This window comes from Candidatus Methylopumilus rimovensis (assembly GCF_006364615.1).
GTDB classification, from domain to species: Bacteria; Pseudomonadota; Gammaproteobacteria; order Burkholderiales; family Methylophilaceae; genus Methylopumilus; species Methylopumilus rimovensis.
In genome coordinates this window covers 1-23,277 of sequence record NZ_CP040986.1, presented here as the reverse complement: position 1 = coordinate 23,277, position 23,277 = coordinate 1, and the positions used below count along the sequence as shown (strand labels likewise).

Sequence of the window (23,277 nt, the reverse complement as noted above, 5' to 3'; positions counted from 1 at the left end):
TCATCTCGATTTATTTTACTTGTTAGTTTCCTTCTACTTTCATTAAATGGTTGTCATAAACAGCAAGATCAAGGTACTGGTATGCCGCCTAATTTTGTTTTGCCAGTGACCATGCTTGAAGTGTCGCCTACAAGTGTTCCTATTACAGCTGAAGCTGTGGGCCAAACAGAAGGGGCTAAAGAAGTTGAAATTAGGCCACGTGTTGGTGGTATTTTATTAAAACGAAAATATAATGAAGGTTCTGCAGTAAAAGCTGGTCAAACTTTGTTCGTAATTGATCCTGAACCATATAAAATTGCCCTAAATCAAGCACGCGCTCAATACAATCAAACTCTTGCTCGAGCAGAACAAGCAAAGCGTGAAAAAAAACGTTTAGAAAGTTTAATCGAGTCTCAATCAATTAGTCAGCGTGAATTTGATAATGCAGCATCCGATGAATCTATTAGCGTTGCAGCCCTTGCTCAGAGTCGTGCAAATTTAAAACAAGCCGAACTAAATCTTTCTTATACGAATGTCACAGCTCCTGTAAATGGCATCTCAGGTCGTTTTCAGTTCTCCGAAGGTGCCCTCATTTCTGCAAATACAAGTTTACTCACTACACTTGCCCAGGTAAATCCTATATGGGCTCGCTTTAGTTTTTCAGATAATGAACTTAAAAAACTAGGCGGTGCATTAAATGAAAAAAATGTAGAAGAAGTTTCTATTATCCTGCCTGATGGAAATGAGTACTCTAAAAAAGGAAAAATAAATTTTGCAGCAAGTGAAATTAATCCAGCACTTGGAACACAGGAACTTCGTGCAACATTTGAAAATAATGAACATCAAATTTTGCCAGGTCAATTCGTTCGTGTTCGTGTGACCACTGGTAAAAAAGATGGTGTATTTGTATTGCCTCAATTAGCCGTTCTTAATTCCGATCAAGGTAAGTTTGTATTTGTCGTGAATGAAAAAAATCAAGCTACACCTCGCCCTGTGATCACGGGTGAGTGGAAAGGAAAAGATTGGGTTATTTTAGGAGGACTTCAAGCTGGCGATAAAGTCATTATCGACAATCTTATTAAAGTGCGTCCTGGCATGCCTGTCACTAACATGCCTAACTTCAAAAAATAATGAGTAAATTTTTTATTACGCGGCCTATTTTTGCTGCGGTAATCTCAATCATTATTGTTCTAGCTGGTATTGCGGCTGCCTTTAAATTATCGATTGCACAATATCCACAAATTGCTCCGCCTACAGTCGTTATTACTGCAAACTATCCTGGTGCGAGCGCAGAAACACTTTCTAAAACAGTAGCAGGGCCTATTGAGGAACAATTAAGTGGTGTTGAAGGTCTTCTTTATTTTAATTCAAGCACCGATTCTAGCGGTACCCTTAATATAACTGCAACTTTTGAAATTGGCACTAACATTGATCAGGCTACCTTCAATGTAAGTAATCGTGTCAACATTGCTTCTCCTCGCTTACCAGAAATGGTAAGGCGCACAGGTGTCATTGTGCAAAAAAAATCAAATGACATTCTTTTAGTGGTCATGCTCACGTCAAAAGATAAACAATTTGATCCACTTTATTTAAGTAACTATGCAACGCTAAACGTATTAGATGAAATCAAACGCGTCAAAGGTGTGGGTGATGCTAACATTTTTGGAGCTCGCGATTACTCTATGCGAATCTGGCTAAAACCAGATCGAATGGCACAGCTTGGTATTACGACCAGTGATATCGCAGCTGCCATTCAAAGCCAAAATGCACAATATGCGGCAGGTAAAATTGGTCAAGAACCCTCAGTCACTGATCAACAGCTTATATATACAGTGAATGCAAAAGGTCGATTGTTAGATCCTGACCAATTTGGAAATATTATCGTAAGAGCTGGCGGGCCTGATGGCATTCTTTATCTCAAGGACATTGCACGCATCGAATTGGGTGCACAAACCTATGATATTAATACCACATTGAATGGCAAACCCGGCGTAGGCATTCCTATTTTCCTTCAAACAGGTGCTAACGCTCTTGATACGGCCAAAGGCATTAAAGAAAAAATGGCAGAACTCAAAGAGCGCTTTCCTAAGGGTATGGATTTTGAAATTCCTTATGACACAAGTAATTTTGTAAAAGCATCTATGAAAGAAGTATTCAAAACGTTGGGCGAAGCAATGCTTCTTGTAGTGCTTGTCGTATTTTTATTTTTACAAAATTGGCGCGCCACTTTAATTCCTATCATTGCGGTACCAATATCTCTTATAGGTACATTTGCAGGTTTATATCTTTTTGGTTTTTCAATAAACACACTGACACTTTTTGCTATGGTCTTATCTATTGGTATCGTAGTGGATGATGCCATTGTCGTTTTAGAAAATATTGAGCGCTTGATGTCGGAAGAAAAACTTTCTCCCATTAAGGCTGCTATTAAATCTATGGAACAAGTGGCTGCTGCAGTAATTGCTATTGTATTGGTATTGTGTGCCGTCTTTGTGCCAGTTGCATTTATGGGTGGTATCGCAGGAGAGCTTTATCGTCAGTTTGCAGTGACAGTAGCTATTGCTGTGGTGATATCTGGCATTGTGGCCTTAACACTCACGCCCGCATTATGCGCAATTATTTTAAATCCAAACAATATTCATTCTAAATTTTTTGATCATTTTAATAATGGCTTTAATCGCTTAACTCATTTTTATATTAAGGTCGTTAATAGTACCCTCCGTCACCGCCTTATTGGTGGTATTGTTTTTATTGGTATTGTGATTAGTTCTGTTTTTCTTTTTAAATTTACGCCCACAAGCTTTATACCTTCTGAAGATCAAGGTTATGTAATCACAGCGGTGATGCTCCCTGATGGCGCTACAATTAGTCGTACTTCCAAAACCACAGAAGCTGTACGTTCCGCAATAGCTTCAGATCCTGCGAGCACATTTCAATTTGCAGTGAATGGTTATGATCTTATTGGTGGTGGTAACAAATCAAATTCAGCTACTATGTTTGTAAGATTAAAAGATTGGGCAGAAAGAAAAAGCTCTGCGAGTGACATTGTCAATAAACTTTTCGGTATTGGTATGATGCAGCCCGACGGTCTTGCAATCGCGTTTAACCCCCCGTCCATTCGTGGGTTAGGTAATTCTGGCAGCATGGAAATCTATATTCAAAGTCGCAGCGATACAAATCCATTAGGTTTATTTGCGGCAGTGAATTTATTTGTAGAGGCACTTAACAAAGAACCTCACCTTACAGGTGTTAATACTTTTTTTAGGCCTACCGTACCACAACTCTTTATTGAAGTAGATGAAGCCAAAGCCATGAGTTTAGGTATCCCTATCTCAAGTATTTATGACACGCTTCAAAGCACCATGGGTTCACTTTATGTGAATGATTTTAATAAATCAGGTAGAACTTATCGTGTTCAACTTCAAGCGGAAGCACCTTATCGAATGAAGCCTGATGATCTAGGAAAAGTTTATGTGCGCTCAAATACCGGTGCTATGGTTCCCCTTTCAGCAGTTAGCTCAGTGAATAGTATTGTCGGTGCTGAACAGCTTGAACGATTTAATGGGTTACTGTCAGCTAAAGTCCTAGCGGGTGGTGCCTTTGGTGTAAGCTCAGGTGACGCAATTAAACTTGTTGAGAAAATTGCAAAAGAAAGCTTACCTGATGGCTATCAAATGGCTTGGACAGGACAAGCTTACCAAGAAAAACGTACCGGCTCTGCAGCACTCTTTGCGTTTGGTTTCGCCATTATTATGGTGTTCTTGATTTTAGCTGCACAATTTGAAACATGGGCATTACCTCTTGCAGTGATTATGGCTGTGCCATTTGCAATCGCTGGCGCTCTCATTGCTATCATGATTCGCGGCATGCCTAATGATATTTATTTTCAGATCGGCTTAATTACTTTAATTGGTCTTGCTGCTAAAAATGCAATTTTAATTGTTGAATTCGCAAGCCAAAAAATGGAAGAGGGTATGCCAATTATGGAGGCTGCTATTGAAGCTGCTCGTCTTCGATTTAGACCTATTGTCATGACATCCATGGCATTCGTTTTTGGTATTGTGCCTCTTGTCTTCGCGACAGGGGCGGGTGCAGCCGCACGACAATCTATGGGCACTGGCGTATTTGGTGGCATGATTTTGGCAACCTTTATAGCTACTATTTTTATCCCACTCTTCTTTGTATGGCTTAGTGGTCATCATATTCGTCATCATGGCCATATTGATGAGGAGAAAAAATAAAAATGATACTTCGTCTTTTATTACTTTTTATTTTTTCAAATTTAATCAGTTGTGCGTTGGTTGGTCCGGATTACAAACGCCCAGAGATTAATTTACCTAATACTTATCATCAAGAAGTTAATAAGGAAAATATAGCCACAGATTTAAATAATTGGTGGAAGCTTTATCAGGACCCGGCACTTGATCATCTCATGGATAAAGCATTAAATAAGAATGTAGATATAAATGCCGCCATTGCAAGATTAGAAGAGGCTGATGCATATTTAAAACAAGTAGGTGCTGCTCTAATACCTTCTGTAGATTTAACGTCTCAGGGAAATCGGAGCAAAGCAACTGAAAATGGCATTATTCCTCCAAGTTTTGTACAGCCTTTTCGTAAAAATTTTAATATTCAATTAGGCACATCATTTGAGCTAGACTTTTGGGGAAGGTTACGTCGAGCAAAAGAATCAGCGCGCGCAGAATATATTGCATCTCAATATTCAAAAGATACTGTGGTACTGAGTTTACAAAGCACGCTTGCAAGTAATTACTTATTATTACGGAGTATTGATTCACAAATACTAGCTTTAAAAGAAAATGTGGTATCTCGCAAAGAAAATTTAGAGCTAACCAAAAAGCGTTTGGAGAGCGGGCTTATATCAGCGCTCGATCTTCATCAAGCAGAAGCAGCTTTAAATAATCTTTCAGCTCAACTTAGCGATCTTATGCGTCAACGCGAAATCGTTGCGAATCAGCTTATTCTTTTATCGGGCGATATGAATTTAAATATTCCAGAAAATAAATTAGATGCCTTGGTCACACCTCCTATACCTCCGGCTAATATGCCATCGTCACTTTTAGAATCACGGCCAGATATTAAAGAAGCTGAACAAATAATGATTGCAGCTAATGCAAATATTGGCGTTGCTAAGGCGGCTCTTTTTCCAAATATTGTTCTTACAGCAAATTTCGGGAGAGAAAGTGCTGAATTAAAAAACATCGATAAAACTGGTTCAGATATATGGGGAATCGGTTTGGGATTAACACTACCAATTTTTGATTCGGGAAGAGCGCAAACGAGAGTTTCTCAAGCGACAGCCAAACAAAAACAGGCGCTTAGCTATTATGAGTCTTCTATACAAAATGCTTTTAAAGAAGTGAATAACGCGATCGTTTCTTTAAAAGAATATACTGAACAAGAAAATGATTTAAAACTTACGCAAGACGCAGCAAAGAAAGCAATGGATATTGCATCAAATCGCTACAAAGCTGGTTATTCAAGCTACCTAGAATATCTTGATGCTCAGCGTATATACAACGATGCATCGATTGCATATATTCAAAAAAGGCAATTGAGACTTATGGCGAGCGTGGAACTATTTAAATCTTTAGGCGGCAGCTGGTCTACTCAATAAAATCTTTAAATTAATTATTGATTTAAAGATTTTTTAGCTTTTTCAATCGCCTTTTTAACTTGATCATAGGACGTACCGCCTATGTGATTTCTGGACTTGATTGACCCCTCAAGCGTGAGATGTTTATATACGTCACTTGAAATCATCTTACTAAATTTTTTCAATTCATCTATTTTAAGTTCTGACAAATCACATTTGTTTTTTATAGCTGCATGTACAGCTTTTGCAACAATTTCATGTGCATCTCTAAATGCTACACCTTTGATCACAAGATAATCTGCTAAGTCAGTGGCGGTAGCGTATCCTTTTAAAGTCGCTTCTTTCATATTTTTTTCATTGACGGTGATGCCTTTTAGCATATCTGCATAAATAGTCAGTGCATCTAAAATTGTATTAGCGGTATCAAAAAGAGGCTCTTTATCTTCTTGGTTATCTTTATTATAAGCAAGGGGCTGTGCTTTCATAAGCATAAGAAGGCCCATTAAATGCCCTGTCACTCTTCCTGTTTTGCCTCTCACTAATTCTGGCACGTCTGGATTCTTTTTTTGCGGCATGATCGATGAACCGGTACAAAATCTATCGGCAATTTCTATAAATCCAAACATCGGACTCGACCACATAATAAGTTCTTCTGAAAATCTTGATAAATGCGTCATTAATAAAGAAGCTGCAAAAGTAAATTCAATTGCAAAATCTCTATCTGAAACTGCGTCTATAGAGTTTTCACATACGCCATCAAATTTAAGTTTTTTAGCTACCTTGTTTCTATCAATAGGGTAACTTGTACCCGCAAGTGCCGCGGCACCGAGCGGCAATTGATTCATTCTTTTTTTGGCGTCTTCAAATCTTGTAAGATCTCTTTGCAACATTTCATAGTAAGCCATCAAATGATGACCGAAAGTCACAGGCTGGGCCACTTGAAGATGTGTGAAGCCAGGCATGATTGTTTTTTGATGTTTATCTGCTAACTGAACAACCGACAACTGAAGCGTTCTAATTTTTTGGATCGTTTCATCTGTAATCGCTCTTAACCATAACCTCAAATCAGTGGCGACCTGATCATTTCTTGACCTGCCTGTATGTAATTTTTTACCGGCCTCACCAATTTTATCCGTTAATCTTTTTTCAATATTTAAATGTACATCTTCTAAATCGACTGACCATTTAAAGGTGCCCGTTAAGATTTCTTTTTGAATGTTCTGTAAGCCATCTTGAATCGCTTTTAAATCTTTTTGTGTGATAATTTTTTGTGCAGCTAACATTTCAGCGTGTGCCATTGATCCTTCAATGTCGTAAAGACCTAATTTCTGGTCGAAGTTAATCGATGCTGTAAATCTTTTAACGAGTTCTGTCACAGGCTCATTAAATCTGCCTGACCAATTCGCTTTTTTTGTCTCTTTTTTAGCCATAGGTGAAAGTATAAGCTAAAGCTTATGATTTTCTAAATTTTCAATGGCCTAGCTTATGATAAAATGTCTTATTCGTTTTAATTTCAACTATGACCCAGCCTAAACATATAACCATCGCGACACGCGAAAGTGAGCTTGCGATTTGGCAAGCCGAATATATTAAGTCACAACTTTTATCTTTATATCCGAGATTAGAAGTGAGTATTCTTGGTATGACAACCCAAGGTGATAAAACACTTAATAAATCACTCTCTAAAATTGGTGGCAAAGGTCTTTTTATTAAAGAGCTTGAAGTCGCATTACAAAATAAAGAAGCTGATATTGCTGTGCATTCTCTCAAAGATTTACCCATGCATTTAAGTGATGAATTCATGATTGCCGCAATTGGGAAGCGAGAAGATGCAAGAGATGCGTTCATTTCTAATGACTTTGGAGCGCTCGAGATGCTGCCTCCTGGAAGTGTTGTAGGCACTTCAAGTCTTCGCCGACAAAGTCAACTACAACGTCGGTTTCCTGAGCTAGTTATTGAGCCTTTACGAGGTAATTTGCAAACCCGATTAAGAAAACTCGATAAAAAACAATATCAAGGAATTATTTTGGCAGCAGCTGGACTCATTCGACTCAAATTAAAAACGCGAATCCGACAATATATGTCTCCTGAAAATTCAATTCCTGCAGTGGGGCAAGGTGCGCTTGCTATTGAAATATTAAAAGTACGAGCTGATCTTGTTGAGCTATTAAAGCCACTTCATCATTATGAGACGGCTCAGTGTGTTTTAGCTGAAAGAGAAATGAGTCGAACTTTAGGTGGTAGTTGCACTGTGCCTCTTGGCGCGCATGCCATTATTGAAAATAAATTACTTAAACTACAGGGCTTTGTCGCTTCTATTGATGGAAAAGAAATGGTCAAAGATAAAGTTGAAGGCTCCATTGAAGACGCTGAAAAGCTTGGCGAAAAACTCGCTAAGCAACTTCTTGATCAAGGTGCAGATAAAATTTTAGCAAGTCTTGCGATATGAGCAAAAAAGAACTCCATCAAACAGGTATTGTAATTACACGTCCCTCTCATCAAACAGGGGAAATTAAAGCTTTGGTGAACGAGCACCAAGGACATCCAATTGAATTTCCATTGCTTGAAATCAAGTCAAAAAGCCAAAATGAAATTTTTCAAAATATCGTTTTGAAATTAGATGATTATGATTGGGCTATTTTTATTAGCTCAAATGCAGTTCAATTTGGTATGCCGGTAGTAAAACAGGCATTTCACACATTACCTAAGTTAACCCAATTTGCAGCTATTGGGCCATCTACTCAAAAAGCATTGAAATTATTTGATGTAAATAATGTACTCATCCCAGATGAAAACTTTGATAGTGAAGGTTTGCTTGCTACCAAGGAAATGAATGACATTAAAAATAAAAAAATTGTAATTTTTAGAGGTGAAGGCGGTCGAGAAACTTTGGCAGAAACATTAAGGGCTCGAGGCGCTGAGGTCACTTATGCGGAATGTTATACACGCACTTTTCCTCAGAGTAATTTAGATTTACTAAAGGCTTTTTCCGAAAAAATTCATATTTCAGCAGTATTTATTACAAGCTCGGAAGCATGCAAAGAATTTGTTCGTTTAAGCCGTTTGAAAGATATGAATTTTTTAAAAGATGTTCTTTTTATTGTAAATCATCCAAGAATGGTAAGCGTGCTTGAAAGAGAATCTTTTATGACTTTTGCGTCAGACGAACCGTCTGATCAATCAATGATGAAAAAACTTTTAGAAACAATCGATCATTAATTTTTTAATAAAAAATATCGCTGCGTATTGTGGATTGTGTAATAAAACTCAAATGCTAAATTAGTGAGTCTTTAATTCACTAAGCCGTATATGAAACTTGTTGGAAAGCTTGGATTGCTTATAAGTATTATTCTGTCTATTTTAGTCGGTCTTAATAATTTAAATTGTTCTTGGCTCTTGCTTATCATTGCATTTCAAACTATCAGTTATTATTTTTTTCATTTCAAGAATTTTAAATTTAAGAAAATAGGAAAGAGAAATAATCCATTCGTTAAGGAATTACCTCGACATTTAATTACTCATTCCTTTATTGTCTTGATTTGTTTTGGCATTGGATTTGGTATAAATATTTTCCTAGGTCATGAAGTTTATGCTTCGCTTTTAGGACATATTACAAAAATTTTTCATGCTATTAAATTTACAATAGGCGCTGTAAAGCAAGCTATGATTGAGTTTTATAGCGCTATATTGCAAAGTCGTTTTAATTAAAAATTATTTTCTTTGTATATGCGCTATAAACATCATGGAACTTCTTCAGAATATTTAAGTCTTTGACTGTGAGTCGTATTTTTGTAGATAAAAATTGTGGCTCATGTATAATGCGCGTCAAATCGTGCTTTATTCACGATTCAATATGTATCACTTTGATACATATTTTTGTTTAATTAATATTTAAGGAAATTACATGTCTAAGTTATTCGCTTCATTAGTTGCAGGTTTATTCGCACTTTCTTTAAACGCTTTCGCTGCTGACGCTGCTAAACCAGCTGCTGATGCTAAAGCTGCTCCAGCTGCTGATGCTAAAGCTGCTAAACCAGCTGCTCCAGCTGCTGATGCTAAAGCTGCTAAACCAGCTGCTGATGCTAAAGCTGCTAAATAATTAGCTTTTTGTATCCAAAGAAAAAGGCGCTTACAGCGCCTTTTTTTATGCTTATTTGTTTCTATTTTTTTAAGGGTGCTGCAAATGTAAAGGCATCTGAATAAAATTCATCTTCCGGAAGTCCTTGTGCAATAAATGCTTTATGAGCGACTTCTACCATTTGTGGGGCACCACAACAATATAGCTGGTAGTCATTCAGACTTGTAAAGTCTTTTAAGACAACTTCATGCACCAAGCCTTCGCATCCCTGCCATTTATCTTCTTTGCGTGATTCTGACAATACAGGTATATATTCAATGTGCGAAAATTCGTGTGCCCATTTTTTGCATAACGCATCCATATATAAATCTTCTAATATTCTTGCGCCACGATAAAGCCTAATAGGTCGTTTCATGCCTTTTTGAATAGATTCTTCAATCATGCCCTTGATTGGTGCAAAGCCCGTTCCCCCAGCTACAAAAATAATAGGCTTTATAGAATTTTCGCGTAAGAAGAAATTTCCAAATGGACCTTCCACGCGCAAAATAGATTTTTCTTTCATTTCTTGGAATACATATTCTGTAAATTCGCCACCTGGAATTAATCTAAGATGTATCTCAAGTAATGAGGATTCATATGAGGGGCTTGCAATCGAAAATGCTCGGCGCTTTCCATCTTTAAGTAAAAACTCTAAGTATTGTCCTGCTACAAATTGAAGTTTGTCAGTGCTTGGGAGTTTTAATTTCATCAACATGACATCAGATGTAAGTTTCTCTAAAGCCTCAACACGCACAGGAAATATTTTAGGCTTAATATTATTAGTGCTTCCCAATTCTTTAATCTCAATGGTTAAATTTTCTATTGGCATTGCTCTACAAAACAGTGTCATACCATTTTTAATCTCTTCTTCTGAGATAATGGCTGATTGATACTCTTCTAAATGTACTTTACCCTCAACGATTTTGCCTTTGCATGCGCCACAAGCGCCATTTCGACAACCATATGGTAAATGAACACCCGCATCAATTGCTGCCTCTACAATTGTTTGGCTTCCCTTGGCTTGAAAGGTATGTCCACTGGGTAAAAGTTTTATGGTGTAACTCATTATTTTAAAAGCTCATCATCTCGTCGATATTCACCTTCGATAACATCTTCCTCTTTTGGATCAATATTTTGAGAAGCTTTATCTTTAATAGGTATTAAAAGCAATATAATTGCAAAAAAATCTGTAACCACACCTGGAATAATAAATAAGATACCTGCAAAAAAATTACGTGCACTTCCAATCATGGCTTTAATTGGGTTACCACCTTGACTCATTGAGCCCATTAGCTTTGCAAAAACTAATTGTTTTTCTTCTTTGATTAATCTCCAACCAAGGTACGTGACTAAAATCATATAAAGAAAAAACCACCACCCATAAAGAGCGCTTAGTTTAAAGATGCCCCATATCTCAATGATTGGGAAGGATAATAAAAGAATAGTAAAAAGTAATCGCATTAGGTTATTCTATTAATTTAGTAGAATTATATGTAATAAATGATCGTTGTGCTTAAGAGCTTGATTGAATCATACTTAAGGAACGATTTTGTGATGATTTAACTCCAACCTACTAACTTCTTATAAATTAAAGGTCATTATTCATGTTTAGCCGTATTTTTTCTTTTTCAAAAAAAATAACAGTTTTGTTTAGTTTATTTTTTATCGGCTTACACATCAATATCGCAAATGCTAACGAATCTTTATTCTTAAAAGATAAAAATGCTTTTCTACAGCCTGACGAAGCTTTTCAATTAACAATCAAAAAAAATTCTCAATCTATCGAGGCAGCTTTCTTTATTGCGAAAGACTATTATCTTTATCGCAACAAATTGAAAGTTGAATTTGATCATATTTCTCAAAATCAAATACTTTTGCCAACGGGAGAAATTAAAACTGACCCTCATTTTGGAAAAACAGAAATTTACCATGGCACTTTAAACGCCTCAATTCCATACGATCCAAATCATCCACCAAAAAAAATTAGCCTGACATATCAGGGGTGTAGTTCAAAAGGTCTTTGCTATGCGCCCATTTCAAAAGAATTTAAGTACGATAACATTCAAACTAAAAATTTAAACGCGATCAGCTCTAATTCTGAAGTTGATACGATGCAATTTTTATTGCAGTCACAACACATTGGTCTTATTTTGTTAGGATTTTTTATTGCAGGGCTTTTACTTTCATTAACACCTTGCGTTCTTCCCATGATTCCGATTTTATCAAGCATTATTTTTGCTTCACATAAACGCCCCTCTCATCAAACACGCTTAAAAGATTTTTTTCTGTCTTTCAGTTATGTGGGTGGCGTTTCTTTTACTTATACCTTCATAGGTATTTTTGCAGGATTGTCAGGAAATTTAATTACGTCAAGCATTCAAAGCCCTTTGCTCATGTTTGTTCTCGGCGTTGTTTTTATTCTTTTAGCACTTTCTATGTTTGATCTATATGCGCTTAAATTACCTCACTTCATTGAAAATTTTATTGCGACATCTATCCTTCGTGTAGAAGGGGGCAAGTATCTTAATGTATTTATTATCGGAATGATTTCATCTCTTGTATTAAGCCCCTGCATTGCGCCTCCTCTTGCAGGAGCAATCATCTATATCAATCAATCAAGAGATTTTGTCTTGGGCGGCTTAGCTTTATTTACACTTTCTATTGGCATGAGTATCCCACTACTTCTTATTGGTATCTTTTCTGATCAATGGCTACCTAAACGCGGCCACTGGATGATTATTGTTAAAGAGCTGATTGGCTTTATCTTAATTGCCATGGGCCTGTTTATTATGAGCCCATTGTTCCCTGAAAATATCGATCAGATTGCTTACAGCGCTTTATTGCTTGCGCTCTCTATTTATTTATTTTTTGCAATTCGTCGCTTCAAATATAAATCGATGTCTTGGGTTCATCTACTTGCTTTTGTGACACTCATTGCTTCCATTTTACTTTTTGGACTAACACTTCAAAAAATAGATTTATCTGCTAATAAAAATATTTCTATTGCCGCGAAGTCTAATCACGTCTCTGTTTTACCATTTAAACAAATTCAAAGTCTTGATGATTTATCTCGGGAACTGAATCAGCGAGACAACAAGATGATCATGCTAGATTTTTATGCAGATTGGTGTGTATCTTGTAAAGAATACGAAAAACTTACTTTCAATAACGCAAAGGTCAAAGAACACCTCAAAGAATATAGATTGCTTCAGGTTGACGTCACTCAAAATAATACCGAGCATAAAGCTTTATTAAAACATTTCAATCTTTATGGTCCGCCAGCCATATTATTTTTCGATAAACAACATAACGAATTACATACTTTTAAAATTGTAGGCTTTAAGAATTCATCACAAATGCTAGATCACCTTAAAACGCTCCAACATGAAAATCAATAAAACTAAACTTCATGTGACCATCTATGTGGTTGCCATTATTTTTTTAGGATTTTCTTTTTCTCGCATTTTTTTAAAGCCTGCGGAAAAAAACAATCTCTCGTCTGCCCCTCTATTTGCATCGGTCATAAATGATCCTTATGGCAAGCCTCAAAACCTCAAACAATTTCAGCATAAAATCATTGTGCTTAATTTTTGGGCAACTTGGTGCGAGCCATGTCGCGAAGAAATGCCTGAATTGTCTAACATCTATGTTGAGAATCAACCTAAAAACGTTGTGGTAGTAGGGATTGCAATTGATGAAGAAAAGGCCGTGAGGTCTTATCTTAAAAGCACAAAAGTAACATACCCTATTCTTGTAGATGAGGATAAAGGAGTGGTTCTGGGTAAAAATTTAGGAAACAATGAAGGTATTTTGCCTTATACTGTAATCATAGATTCGCAAGGTATCATTCAAAAAACCATTCCTGGTCGTATTCATCAAGACCAATTGAATGCCATACTCAAACCTTTATTGCAACCCTCTAAAAGCCTTTAATTTTCCTTAATTTCGTCTAATTTGTAGACAAAAAACGTTATTTTCGGCAAAATTAACTTCCATAGATTCAAGAAAAAACGTAACGCATGGCAACAAAATCAATCCTAGTTTTGCATGGGCCCAACCTAAACCTTCTAGGCGAGCGCGAGCCGCAGCATTATGGCAAACAAACCTTAGAAGACATCGATCAAGTCTTAAAAACCATTGCATCAGCAAAGGCCATTAAACTTGAAACCATGCAAAGCAATAGTGAAGGGGACTTAGTAAACAAAATCCAATCACTTCATAAAGACAAAATTGATTTTCTAATTATTAATCCGGCAGCTTATACGCACACATCTGTGGCGATGCGCGATGCATTATCAGCTGTGAAAGTACCATTTATAGAAGTTCATTTATCTAATGTATATGCAAGGGAGCCTTTTAGGCATCACTCCTATTTTTCTGATATCGCTGTCGCTGTGATTAGCGGCTTAGGTGCGGATGGTTATATAGCAGCCCTTAATTTTGCAATTAACGCTTAAAGTTTTAAAAAGAGGTCATTATGGATTTACGCAAACTTAAAAAATTAATCGACTTGGTTGAAGAGTCTGGTATCGCTGAACTTGAACTCACCGAAGGTGAAGAAAAAGTCAAAATTAGTCGTCAACTTATGAATCAAGGCGCGCCTATGACGCATTATATTCAAGCGCCTCAGCCTCAAATGACAACTCCATCAGACGTAAGCGCTCCAGAAACTAAACCTGTTGCAGAAAAAATAGATGGTCATGCAGTAAATTCGCCGATGGTAGGAACTTTCTATCGTTCACCTTCTCCTGATGCTAAGTCTTTTGTCGATGTGGGGTCTAAAGTTACTAAAGGTGACACGCTTTGTATTATTGAAGCTATGAAATTACTCAATGAAATTGAAGCGGATGCAACTGGTACGATTAAAAAAATCTTGGTTGAGAACGGTCAGCCCGTTGAGTACGGCGAAACTCTCTTTATTATTGGCTAACTAACTTTATGTTTGAAAAAATACTAATCGCCAATCGTGGCGAAATTGCACTTAGAGTATTGCGTGCATGTCGTGAGCTTGGCATTAAAACAGTCACTGTGCATTCTGAAGCAGACCGCGATGCAAAATATGTCAAACTGTCTGATGAATCTGTATGTATTGGCCCAGCACCTTCCACTCAAAGCTATTTAAATATTCCGGCTGTAATTAGTGCCGCTGAAGTGACGGATGCAGAAGCAATTCATCCTGGCTATGGTTTTCTATCTGAGAATGCAGATTTTGCTGAGCGCGTTCAACAAAGCGGCTTCGTATTTATTGGTCCTCGTCCAGAAACTATTCGCCTAATGGGCGACAAAGTCAGCGCAAAAAATGCAATGAAAGAAGCCGGTGTACCATGTGTACCGGGCTCGGATGGAGCGCTTCCTGATGAACCCAAAGAAATAATCGCTATTGCTAAAAAAATTGGTTACCCAGTAATCATTAAGGCTGCTGGTGGTGGTGGTGGGCGAGGCATGCGCGTTGTTCATACCGAGGCCGCCCTTATTGCTTCGGTTAATATGACCAAACAAGAAGCACAAACAGCATTTGGTAATCCAACGGTTTATATGGAAAAGTTTTTAGAAAAACCTCGGCATATCGAATTTCAAGTCCTCTCTGACCAACACGGTAATGCAGTATATCTTGGCGAACGCGATTGTTCTCTCCAACGTCGCCATCAAAAAATTATCGAGGAAGCACCTGCACCTGGTTTATCTGCAAAACTTCGCGAGAAAATTGGCGAACGCTGTGCCGAAGCATGTCGCACAATTAATTATCGAGGCGCAGGCACATTTGAATTTTTATATGAAAATAATGAATTTTATTTCATTGAAATGAATACACGTTTGCAAGTTGAACATCCTGTTACTGAATTTATAACCGGTATTGATATTGTTCAACAGCAAATCAAAATTGCTGCGGGTGAAAAATTACCATTTAAGCAAAAAGATATTGTATTTAAGGGTCACGCGATTGAATGTCGAATTAATGCTGAGGATCCTTATAACTTTGTTCCTTCACCTGGCAAAGTAACTACATTCCATATGCCAGGAGGTCCTGGTGTTCGCGTAGATACACATACTTACGCAGGCTATACCGTGCCTTCTAATTACGACTCTATGATTGGTAAATTAATTACTTATGGTGATACACGAGATCAAGCTGTAGCAAGAATGCGTGTGGCCTTATCAGAAATGGTCGTGGAAGGTATTAAAACAAATATTCCTTTGCACTTAGATCTCATGGCTGATCTAGCGTTTAACAATGGCGGTGTCAGCATCCATTATTTAGAAAAAAAACTCGGCATACAAAAAAAATAAATGGCCGCTTGGATCAATCTTAAAATCCAAGCAAGTGCAGAATATGCACACATCATTAGTGATGCTTTAATCGAACTTGGCGCACTTTCATCATCCATCGAAGACTCGTATCTCAATAGCGAAAATGAAGAAGCCCTTTTTGGCGAACCCAATATACCTAGCAATACGATCTGGCAACACAACACAATTGAATCTCTTTTTGATGACTCTATATCTATTGATACTGTGATAGATGAACTTAAAACTATGACGGGTTTATCTGATATTGATTACACGCTTGAGTCTGTAGAAGAACAAAATTGGGTCACGTTAACACAATCACAATTTGAACCGATTAGCATTTTAAATAAACTTTGGATCGTTCCAAGCTGGCATACAACACCCAATCCAAGCGCTATCAATATTATTTTAGATCCTGGATTGGCATTTGGTACAGGAAGCCACCCTACAACACATTTATGTTTAGAGTGGCTTATTAAAGAAGTAAAGATCAATGATTGTGTCTTAGATTACGGATGTGGGTCAGGTATTTTATCGATTGCAGCAAAGAAATGTGGTGCAAAAGAAGTCGTAGGTGTAGATATTGATCCACAAGCAATTATTTCAAGCACACATAATGCAAAAGAAAATCATGTCAACATTCAATTTTATAATTCAGAATCATCATTAAAATTTGAAGCTGACATTGTTGTTGCAAATATTTTATCTAGCGCACTCTCTGTCTTAGCGCCCATCATAGCCAAGGCTTGCAAGCCTCAAGGAAAAATTGCGTTATCTGGTATATTAAAAGAACAAGTTGAAATGCTGACTGAAATATATAGTGCATGGTTTAATTTAAACAAACCGATTGAACGCGAAGGCTGGATTCTCATGTCAGGCACGAAAAAAAGTATTTCCTAAATTTTTTAATTCGTTTATGATGCAAACTCCTCTTAATAAAAAGGATTAGTAAATGAAGAAGAACGTTAAAGGTTTAGAAAGAGTAGTTCGTATTGCTGTTGGTGCTGCTGTATTAGGCCAAGCAATTGGTGGTTACTCTGTTTTTGAATATGGCATGGTTGATGAAATCGTCGGTGTATTTTTATTAGGCACTGGTGTTTTAGCTTCATGTCCTGTCAAATCTGTTTTAGGTCTTGGTTCTAAGAAAGCGCCTGCAAGGTCAACTGCGGCAAGAAAACCAGCTAAACGTAAACCAGCTCGTAAAGCTGCTGCTAAAAAACCAGCTGCTAAACGTAAAGCGGCTCCAAAAAGAAGACGCGCAGCTCGTTAATCGCTTATCCATATTAAGAAGCGTTATATATCAATAACGCTTCTTTCTTAAATCATTTCAATCGTATCTGTTTTAATCAATCGTATCGCCTCTGAAATAGTTTCCAAAGCCTTCATTCGCACAAAGCTTTTGCGATAAGCCACTGCAATAGTTCTTGAAGGAATAGGTTTAATAAAAGGTATCACCTTTATTAAATGATTTTGATAACGATCTGAGGTTGCACTTTTTGGTAATACGGTAATACCTAGGTTAGATGCCACCATATTACGAATTGTTTCAAGTGAATTGCCTTGAAGCACTTCGCCTTTTTTAGATAAGTCTGGACACGACTCCACCACCTGCAAACTAAAACAATGTCCACTATTTAAAAGTAATACTTTTTCATCACTTAATTCTTTCGGGTCAATATTTTTTCGAGCTGCCCAAGGATGATTATTCGGCACAGCCACTACAAACTCTTCTTTATAAAGAGGCAAGACTTGTATACCTGGAATATTAAATGGCAAAGCCACAATCGCTGCATCAATTTGTCCGTTTTTTAATTGTAATTCAAGACTTGAAGTAATATTTTCTTCGACTTCTAACGGCATTTTCGGCGCTAGTTTTCTTAAAATAGGAATAATTTGTGGTAACAAGTAAGGTCCGACTGAATGAATCATGCCTACTTTAATTGATCCATCTAAGGGATCTCCGCCAGATTTGGCGAATGATTTAATTTTTTCAACTTCGTCTAAAATGATATTGGCTTGCGCAATAATTCTTTCGCCAATTTCCGTAATAGTAACTTCGGTACGATTTCTTTCAAATAATGAAACATTAAGTTCTTCTTCTAGTTTTTTAATGGCTAAACTTAATGCTGGCTGGCTCACAAAACATTTACTTGCTGCGCGTCTAAAGTTTTTTTCTTTAGCTACAGCAACCACAAATCTTAGTTCACTTAGTGTCATAAATTAAGTAAACCTAAATATCGAGATTACTTGCTCCTAATGCATTGTTTTCAATAAACGCGCGTCTAGGCTCTACTTGGTCGCCCATGAGCGTTGAAAATATTTCATCGGCTGAAATAGCATCTTCAATTTGAACTTTAAGTAATCTTCGCACATTGGGATCCATAGTTGTTTCCCAAAGCTGTTCAGGATTCATTTCACCTAAACCTTTATAGCGCTGTATATTTAAATTATGTTTTGCTTCACCTAACAACCAGTCGAGCGCTTCTTTAAAATTTGAAATTGATTGTGATTTTTCACCGCGCTGAATCACAGCACCTTCCGCCACTAGACCATCAAGCATTTGTGATGTTTTTAATAATTGTTGGTAATCTCCACTTGATAAGAACAATGCGTCAATGACACAACTTTCTAAATTACCGTGTACGAATTTATTTACCGCCAATTTATAAGATTTAGTTTCTTCATCAAGTGACACAATCACTTCTGATTTTTCAGTGCTCTTATTAATAAGACGCTCTCTAATGGCTTCTGCAATTTTTTCGGCTTTAGCTTCACTTGATAAATCAATAGCGCCTACATGAAGAATTGCACGCAAAACAGCCTCATCATAGTGAGGGGCAATACGACGAATCACTGCTTCTGTTAATACCATTTGTCTTGCAATCTCACCCAATCCATCCCCAGTTAAGTGAGTGCCGCCTTTTTTAGTTAACAAAGTTGCATCTTTAATAGCGGACTCAAGTAAATACTGATCGAGTTCTTGTTCGTCTTTTAGATATTGTTCATGCTTGCCTTGCTTCACCTTGAAAAGCGGTGGTTGGGCAATATAAATATGGCCTCGTTCGACAAGCTCCGGCATTTGACGATAGAAGAATGTTAAAAGTAATGTACGAATATGTGCGCCATCGACGTCCGCGTCAGTCATGATGATAATTCGGTGATAACGTAACTTCTCAACATTAAAATCATCTTTACCTATTCCAGTACCCAAGGCAGTTATGAGTGTTGCGATTTCTTGTGAGGATAATAATTTATCGAAACGCGCTTTTTCTACGTTTAAAATTTTTCCTTTTAACGGAAGGATTGCTTGGTTCTTGCGATCGCGTCCTTGCTTTGCAGAGCCCCCTGCGGAATCACCCTCGACCAAATAAATTTCGCATAAGGAAGGATCTTTTTCTTGGCAGTCTGCTAGTTTTCCTGGGAGACCCATAGAATCCATAGCGCCTTTACGACGCGTCATATCGCGCGCTTTTCTCGCTGCTTCGCGTGCTCGAGCAGCGTCAATAATTTTATTACAAATAATTTTTGCATCTGCTGGGCTCTCAGCTAAGAAATCAGCAAGTTTAGATGCAACCACATCAGATACTACAGGTTGCACTTCACTTGATACTAATTTATCTTTTGTCTGTGAAGAAAATTTAGGCTCTGGTACTTTCACTGACAAAATACAGGTGAGCCCTTCGCGCATATCGTCACCAGTTGTTTCTACTTTTGCTTTTTTGGCGAGATCATTTTGCTCAATAAAATTGTTTAGAGTTCGAGTCATTGCTGTGCGAAGACCTGTTAAATGTGTACCGCCGTCTCTTTGAGGAATATTATTTGTAAAGCATTGAACATTTTCACCATATGAATCGTTCCATTGCATAGATACTTCAACGCTGATACCGTCTTTTTCGCCAAATGCATGAAATGCTTTTTTGTGAAGTACAGATTTAGATCGATTCATATACTCGACGAAACCTTTTACGCCACCTGAGTATGCAAAGTTTTCTGATTTATTTGTTCTTTGATCTATTAATTCCATTTTAACGCCATTATTAAGGAACGATAGTTCACGTATGCGTTTTGCTAAAATTTCATAATGAAAATCAATATTGGTAAATGTTTCAGCTGACGGGAAAAAGTGAACTTCTGTTCCACGACGATCAGTCGTACCCATCTCTGCTAATGGCGCCACACGTTCACCGCGTTTAAACTCCATTTGATAAACCTTGCCATTACGACACACTTTTAAACGTAACCATTCTGATAAAGCATTCACTACAGAAACGCCCACACCATGTAAACCACCGGATACTTTATAAGAGTTTTGATCGAACTTTCCGCCTGCATGTAATTCAGTCATAACAATTTCTGCAGCGGAACGTTTAAATTCGTCATCTTCTTTAATATCCGTTGGAATGCCGCGACCATTGTCCGAGATGCTAACGGAGTTATCTGGATGAATAATAATTTTAATATCATCGCAGTGGCCTGCTAAGGATTCATCAATTGCATTATCAAGAACTTCGAAAACCATATGGTGAAGACCGCTACCATCGGAAGTGTCACCGATATACATACCCGGTCTTTTTCGCACCGCATCTAATCCCTTTAAGATTTTAATGCTGTCTGAGTTGTATTCTTGATTATCTATCTTTTGAGCCATGGGTTTCTCTTTTTTTAATTGAATTAAATGCGCATTGGCATTACTACATATTTGTAGTTATTGTTATTGGGTATCGTAAACAAACAACTACTATTTGTGTCTAGAAAAGCTAGGTTAACTTTTTCATCTTGTATGTTTGTGAGCACATCAATTAAGTATGTCACATTAAAACCAATATCAATAGGATCTTGTTGATATTGAATTTCCAACTCTTCTTCCGCTTCCTCTTGTTCTGTGTTTGTGCTCATAAGCTTTAAAATGTTATCTGAAATCATCATACGAATACCGCGATATTTCTCATTCGATAAAATAGATGCGCGTTGAAGTGATGTTAAAAATTGTGTGCGGTCAATTGTAAATTGATTGTTATGTCCCTCTGGAATAACGCGTGTGTAATCAGGAAATTTACCATCAATCACTTTAGAAATAAGTTGTATATCATTAAAGCTAAAATTTACCTGGCCTTTATAAAGCTCAACAGTTACTAGCTCCTCTGAATCATTAAGAAGTTTAATTAACTCAATCACTGTTTTTCTTGGAAGAATCACTTCTGTTTTATTGTAGTTTTGATCTAAATGAATTGAGGTAAAACTTAAACGATGTCCGTCTGTACCTACAATATTTAATTGATTGCCATTTACTTCAAACAACAAACCATTTAAATAATAACGAATGTCTTGTTGTGCCATCGCAAACTCAACTTGCTTTAATAAACGTTTAAGTTGAATTTGAGAAATAGTAATTACAACAGCCTCACTTGAAGCTTTTGTCATCACAGGATAGTCTTTTGCAGGTAATGTTTGAATTGCAAAACGACTCTTATTTGCTTTTACCGACACACGATTATCTTTAATTGCAATATCAATTACACAATCATCAGGCAATGATCGTGTAATATCAAAAAACTTTCTAGCTGATATTGTAGTTGCAATTTCTTCTTTAAGGTCTGCTTTAAAACTTAAAGACACTTGCATTTCTAAATCAGTTGCTGTGAGTTGTACTTGACCATCCTTACCTTGAATTAAAATATTTGAAAGAATTGGAAGTGCGTGCTTACGTTCCACAATACTTGCAACATTTGCGAGTGGTTTTAGTAATGCATCTCGATTAATTTTTATATTCATATTCTTCTTCTTTAATTAATGTTTTTTAATATATAAATCTAACAATAGTAATAAAGGTAAGGTTTTCTATGGATAACCCTATAAAATTTAATATAAACAATTAGTTATCTTGTGAATAACTATGCATTTCTATTGTAATTTCCTGTGGATAATTTGTGCATAAAAAACACATATTTTTATAAACCCTTACTTATCCACAATTCATCCACAACCCTTCCACAGGGTTTAATTAACCCTTAAGGACTTGTTTTAGTATTCCCAAATCTTGCGCAATAGATTGATTGTTTAATCGCAATTGTTCAATTTCTTCGCATGCATGCATGACTGTTGTATGGTGTCTGCCACCATAGGCCTCACCAATTTCAGGAAAACTTAAATTGGTGAGTTCTCTTGTTAATGCCATCGCAAGCTGTCTGGGTTTAGAATAATTGCGCGAACGTTTTTTGCTCAACATATCTGATATTTTAATTTTAAAATATTCAGCCACTGTTTTTTGAATATTCTCAACACTCACTTGGCGCCCACGTACTGCAATTAAATCTTTAAGTGCATCTTTGGCTAAATGAATGTCAATAGCCGACTTTGTAAAATTAGACATGGCTAATATTCTATTTAATGCTCCTTCTAATTCACGTACGTTAGATCGAATTTGTTTTGCAATAAAGAATGCAACTTCTTCAGAAATTTTCATTTTATTTTCTTCCGCTTTTTTAAGCAGAATAGCAACGCGCATTTCAAGCTCTGGAGGTTCAATCGCTACTGTAAGACCCCAGCTAAAGCGGGTTCTTAAGCGTTCGTCTACACCTTCTATTTCTTTTGGATAACTATCGCAAGTAATGATAATTTGTTTTTTATTTTCAATTAGCGTATTAAATGCATAAAAGAATTCTTCTTGAGTGCGATTTTTTTTTGCAAAGAATTGAATGTCATCAATCAATAGTAAATCTAATGAATGATAATTTTTTTTAAATGCATCAAATGATTTATTTTCATAAGCTTTAACGACATCAGATACGTAACGTTCTGCATGAAGATATTTAATTTTTGCATCGGGCTGAATATGTTTTAAGTGATTACCGATGGCTTGAATTAAATGTGTTTTGCCTAATCCGACGCCACCATAAATAAATAATGGGTTATATGCCTTACCTGGATTTTCAGCCACCTGCATGGCTGCAGCGCAAGCTAATTGGTTGGCTTTGCCTGTCACGAAACTTTCAAATGTAAAATTAGGATTAAGGCCTGAAGCTTTAGCTTCTTTTAATGTGCCACCTGCACTTTTTTTGGTTGCGTCATGACTTGGTGCTTCAGCTATATTATTTGGTGGTGAAATTGCCAAAGCTTTTGATAAAACTGCCTCTTTTTTAGGCAGTATAGATTCTTTGATGGCGCGTATTGCAAACTCAACTTTTGTAACATCAGGAAGCTGTTCTTTGGCTAATACTTCAATTTTTTGGGCAAAGCGATCTTTGACCCACTGCTGTACAAACTTATTGGGTGCCAA

General features: G+C 36.9%; 21 protein-coding genes. 14 read left to right on the top strand and 7 right to left on the bottom strand.

Going from position 1 to position 23,277, the window contains the following annotated elements; translation table 11 throughout:
- The first annotated feature begins 81 nt into the window (after positions 1 to 81).
- The 3 genes from FIT61_RS00110 to FIT61_RS00100 are packed head-to-tail and all read left to right on the top strand — an operon-like array spanning position 82 to position 5,617.
- Positions 82 to 1,110 (top strand): efflux RND transporter periplasmic adaptor subunit, encoded by a 1,029-nt coding sequence (locus FIT61_RS00110; protein ID WP_139874012.1) that lies wholly within the window; start codon positions 82 to 84, stop codon positions 1,108 to 1,110.
- Complete coding sequence (locus tag FIT61_RS00105; protein ID WP_139882450.1) at positions 1,110 to 4,220, top strand: efflux RND transporter permease subunit; 3,111 nt, start codon at positions 1,110 to 1,112, stop codon at positions 4,218 to 4,220. Before FIT61_RS00110 ends, FIT61_RS00105 begins: the two co-directional genes overlap by 1 nt.
- Positions 4,221 to 4,222: 2 nt before the next feature.
- Positions 4,223 to 5,617 (top strand): efflux transporter outer membrane subunit, encoded by a 1,395-nt coding sequence (locus FIT61_RS00100; RefSeq protein ID WP_139882449.1) that lies wholly within the window; start codon positions 4,223 to 4,225, stop codon positions 5,615 to 5,617.
- Positions 5,618 to 5,631: 14 nt separating this feature from the next.
- Here FIT61_RS00100 and argH read toward each other — a convergent pair whose 3' ends face one another.
- On the bottom strand, positions 5,632 to 7,026 hold the full coding sequence (gene argH, locus FIT61_RS00095; protein WP_139882447.1) for an argininosuccinate lyase: 1,395 nt from the start codon (positions 7,024 to 7,026) through the stop codon (positions 5,632 to 5,634).
- An 89-nt stretch (positions 7,027 to 7,115) separates the two neighbouring features.
- On the opposite strand from argH, the gene hemC reads away from it, so the two are divergent.
- The 4 genes from hemC (at position 7,116) to FIT61_RS00075 (ending at position 9,695) form a co-directional block, all read left to right on the top strand.
- Positions 7,116 to 8,045, top strand: coding sequence for a hydroxymethylbilane synthase (gene hemC, locus FIT61_RS00090; protein WP_139872795.1), 930 nt, complete (start codon positions 7,116 to 7,118; stop codon positions 8,043 to 8,045).
- Positions 8,042 to 8,815 (top strand): uroporphyrinogen-III synthase, encoded by a 774-nt coding sequence (locus FIT61_RS00085; RefSeq protein ID WP_139872794.1) that lies wholly within the window; start codon positions 8,042 to 8,044, stop codon positions 8,813 to 8,815. The genes hemC and FIT61_RS00085 overlap by 4 nt, the downstream gene beginning before the upstream one ends.
- A gap of 90 nt (positions 8,816 to 8,905) precedes the next feature.
- On the top strand, positions 8,906 to 9,304 hold the full coding sequence (locus tag FIT61_RS00080) for a hypothetical protein (protein WP_139872792.1): 399 nt from the start codon (positions 8,906 to 8,908) through the stop codon (positions 9,302 to 9,304).
- 196 nt (positions 9,305 to 9,500) lie between these two features.
- Positions 9,501 to 9,695: a hypothetical protein gene (locus FIT61_RS00075; RefSeq protein WP_139872790.1), complete on the top strand. Its 195-nt coding sequence runs from the start codon at positions 9,501 to 9,503 to the stop codon at positions 9,693 to 9,695.
- Between the two features lie 61 nt (positions 9,696 to 9,756).
- On the opposite strand, the gene FIT61_RS00070 is transcribed toward FIT61_RS00075, so the two are convergent.
- Together FIT61_RS00070 and FIT61_RS00065 are read right to left on the bottom strand one after the other, a co-directional pair.
- Positions 9,757 to 10,779 (bottom strand): CDP-6-deoxy-delta-3,4-glucoseen reductase, encoded by a 1,023-nt coding sequence (locus FIT61_RS00070; protein WP_139872789.1) that lies wholly within the window; start codon positions 10,777 to 10,779, stop codon positions 9,757 to 9,759.
- Positions 10,779 to 11,174, bottom strand: a complete 396-nt coding sequence (locus tag FIT61_RS00065) for an FxsA family protein (protein WP_139872787.1) — start codon at positions 11,172 to 11,174, stop codon at positions 10,779 to 10,781. The genes FIT61_RS00070 and FIT61_RS00065 overlap by 1 nt, the downstream gene beginning before the upstream one ends.
- Before the next feature lie 143 nt (positions 11,175 to 11,317).
- On the opposite strand from FIT61_RS00065, the gene dsbD reads away from it, so the two are divergent.
- From dsbD to FIT61_RS00030, 7 genes are all read left to right on the top strand, one after another.
- Positions 11,318 to 13,111 (top strand): protein-disulfide reductase DsbD, encoded by a 1,794-nt coding sequence (gene dsbD, locus FIT61_RS00060; protein WP_139882445.1) that lies wholly within the window; start codon positions 11,318 to 11,320, stop codon positions 13,109 to 13,111.
- Complete coding sequence (locus FIT61_RS00055) at positions 13,098 to 13,646, top strand: TlpA family protein disulfide reductase (RefSeq protein ID WP_139882443.1); 549 nt, start codon at positions 13,098 to 13,100, stop codon at positions 13,644 to 13,646. Before dsbD ends, FIT61_RS00055 begins: the two co-directional genes overlap by 14 nt.
- An 86-nt stretch (positions 13,647 to 13,732) precedes the next feature.
- On the top strand, positions 13,733 to 14,170 hold the full coding sequence (gene aroQ, locus FIT61_RS00050) for a type II 3-dehydroquinate dehydratase (protein WP_139872782.1): 438 nt from the start codon (positions 13,733 to 13,735) through the stop codon (positions 14,168 to 14,170).
- Between the two features lie 20 nt (positions 14,171 to 14,190).
- Positions 14,191 to 14,643, top strand: coding sequence for an acetyl-CoA carboxylase biotin carboxyl carrier protein (accB, locus tag FIT61_RS00045; RefSeq protein WP_139872780.1), 453 nt, complete (start codon positions 14,191 to 14,193; stop codon positions 14,641 to 14,643).
- A gap of 8 nt (positions 14,644 to 14,651) precedes the next feature.
- Positions 14,652 to 16,001, top strand: coding sequence for an acetyl-CoA carboxylase biotin carboxylase subunit (gene accC, locus FIT61_RS00040; protein WP_139882442.1), 1,350 nt, complete (start codon positions 14,652 to 14,654; stop codon positions 15,999 to 16,001).
- Entirely contained in the window at positions 16,002 to 16,901 is a 900-nt protein-coding gene (prmA, locus tag FIT61_RS00035) for a 50S ribosomal protein L11 methyltransferase (RefSeq protein ID WP_139872776.1), read from the top strand.
- A gap of 52 nt (positions 16,902 to 16,953) precedes the next feature.
- The gene (locus FIT61_RS00030; RefSeq protein WP_139872774.1) at positions 16,954 to 17,271 is read left to right on the top strand and encodes a YgaP family membrane protein; all 318 of its coding nucleotides are present in this window, start codon (positions 16,954 to 16,956) and stop codon (positions 17,269 to 17,271) included.
- 47 nt (positions 17,272 to 17,318) lie between these two features.
- Here the strand turns inward: FIT61_RS00030 and FIT61_RS00025 are convergent, their stop codons facing one another.
- The 4 genes from FIT61_RS00025 to dnaA all read right to left on the bottom strand — a co-directional run.
- Positions 17,319 to 18,218, bottom strand: a complete 900-nt coding sequence (locus FIT61_RS00025; RefSeq protein ID WP_139872773.1) for a LysR substrate-binding domain-containing protein — start codon at positions 18,216 to 18,218, stop codon at positions 17,319 to 17,321.
- 13 nt (positions 18,219 to 18,231) lie between these two features.
- Positions 18,232 to 20,649 carry a DNA topoisomerase (ATP-hydrolyzing) subunit B gene (gene gyrB / locus FIT61_RS00020; protein ID WP_139872771.1) on the bottom strand — a complete coding sequence of 806 codons (2,418 nt, stop codon included), beginning with the start codon at positions 20,647 to 20,649 and terminating at the stop codon, positions 18,232 to 18,234.
- A 23-nt stretch (positions 20,650 to 20,672) separates the two neighbouring features.
- Positions 20,673 to 21,773, bottom strand: coding sequence for a DNA polymerase III subunit beta (gene dnaN / locus FIT61_RS00015; protein ID WP_139872769.1), 1,101 nt, complete (start codon positions 21,771 to 21,773; stop codon positions 20,673 to 20,675).
- 229 nt (positions 21,774 to 22,002) lie between these two features.
- Positions 22,003 to 23,277, bottom strand: a 1,275-nt coding sequence (gene dnaA / locus FIT61_RS00010; protein WP_139872767.1) for a chromosomal replication initiator protein DnaA, incomplete at its 5' end; no start/stop codon positions are given.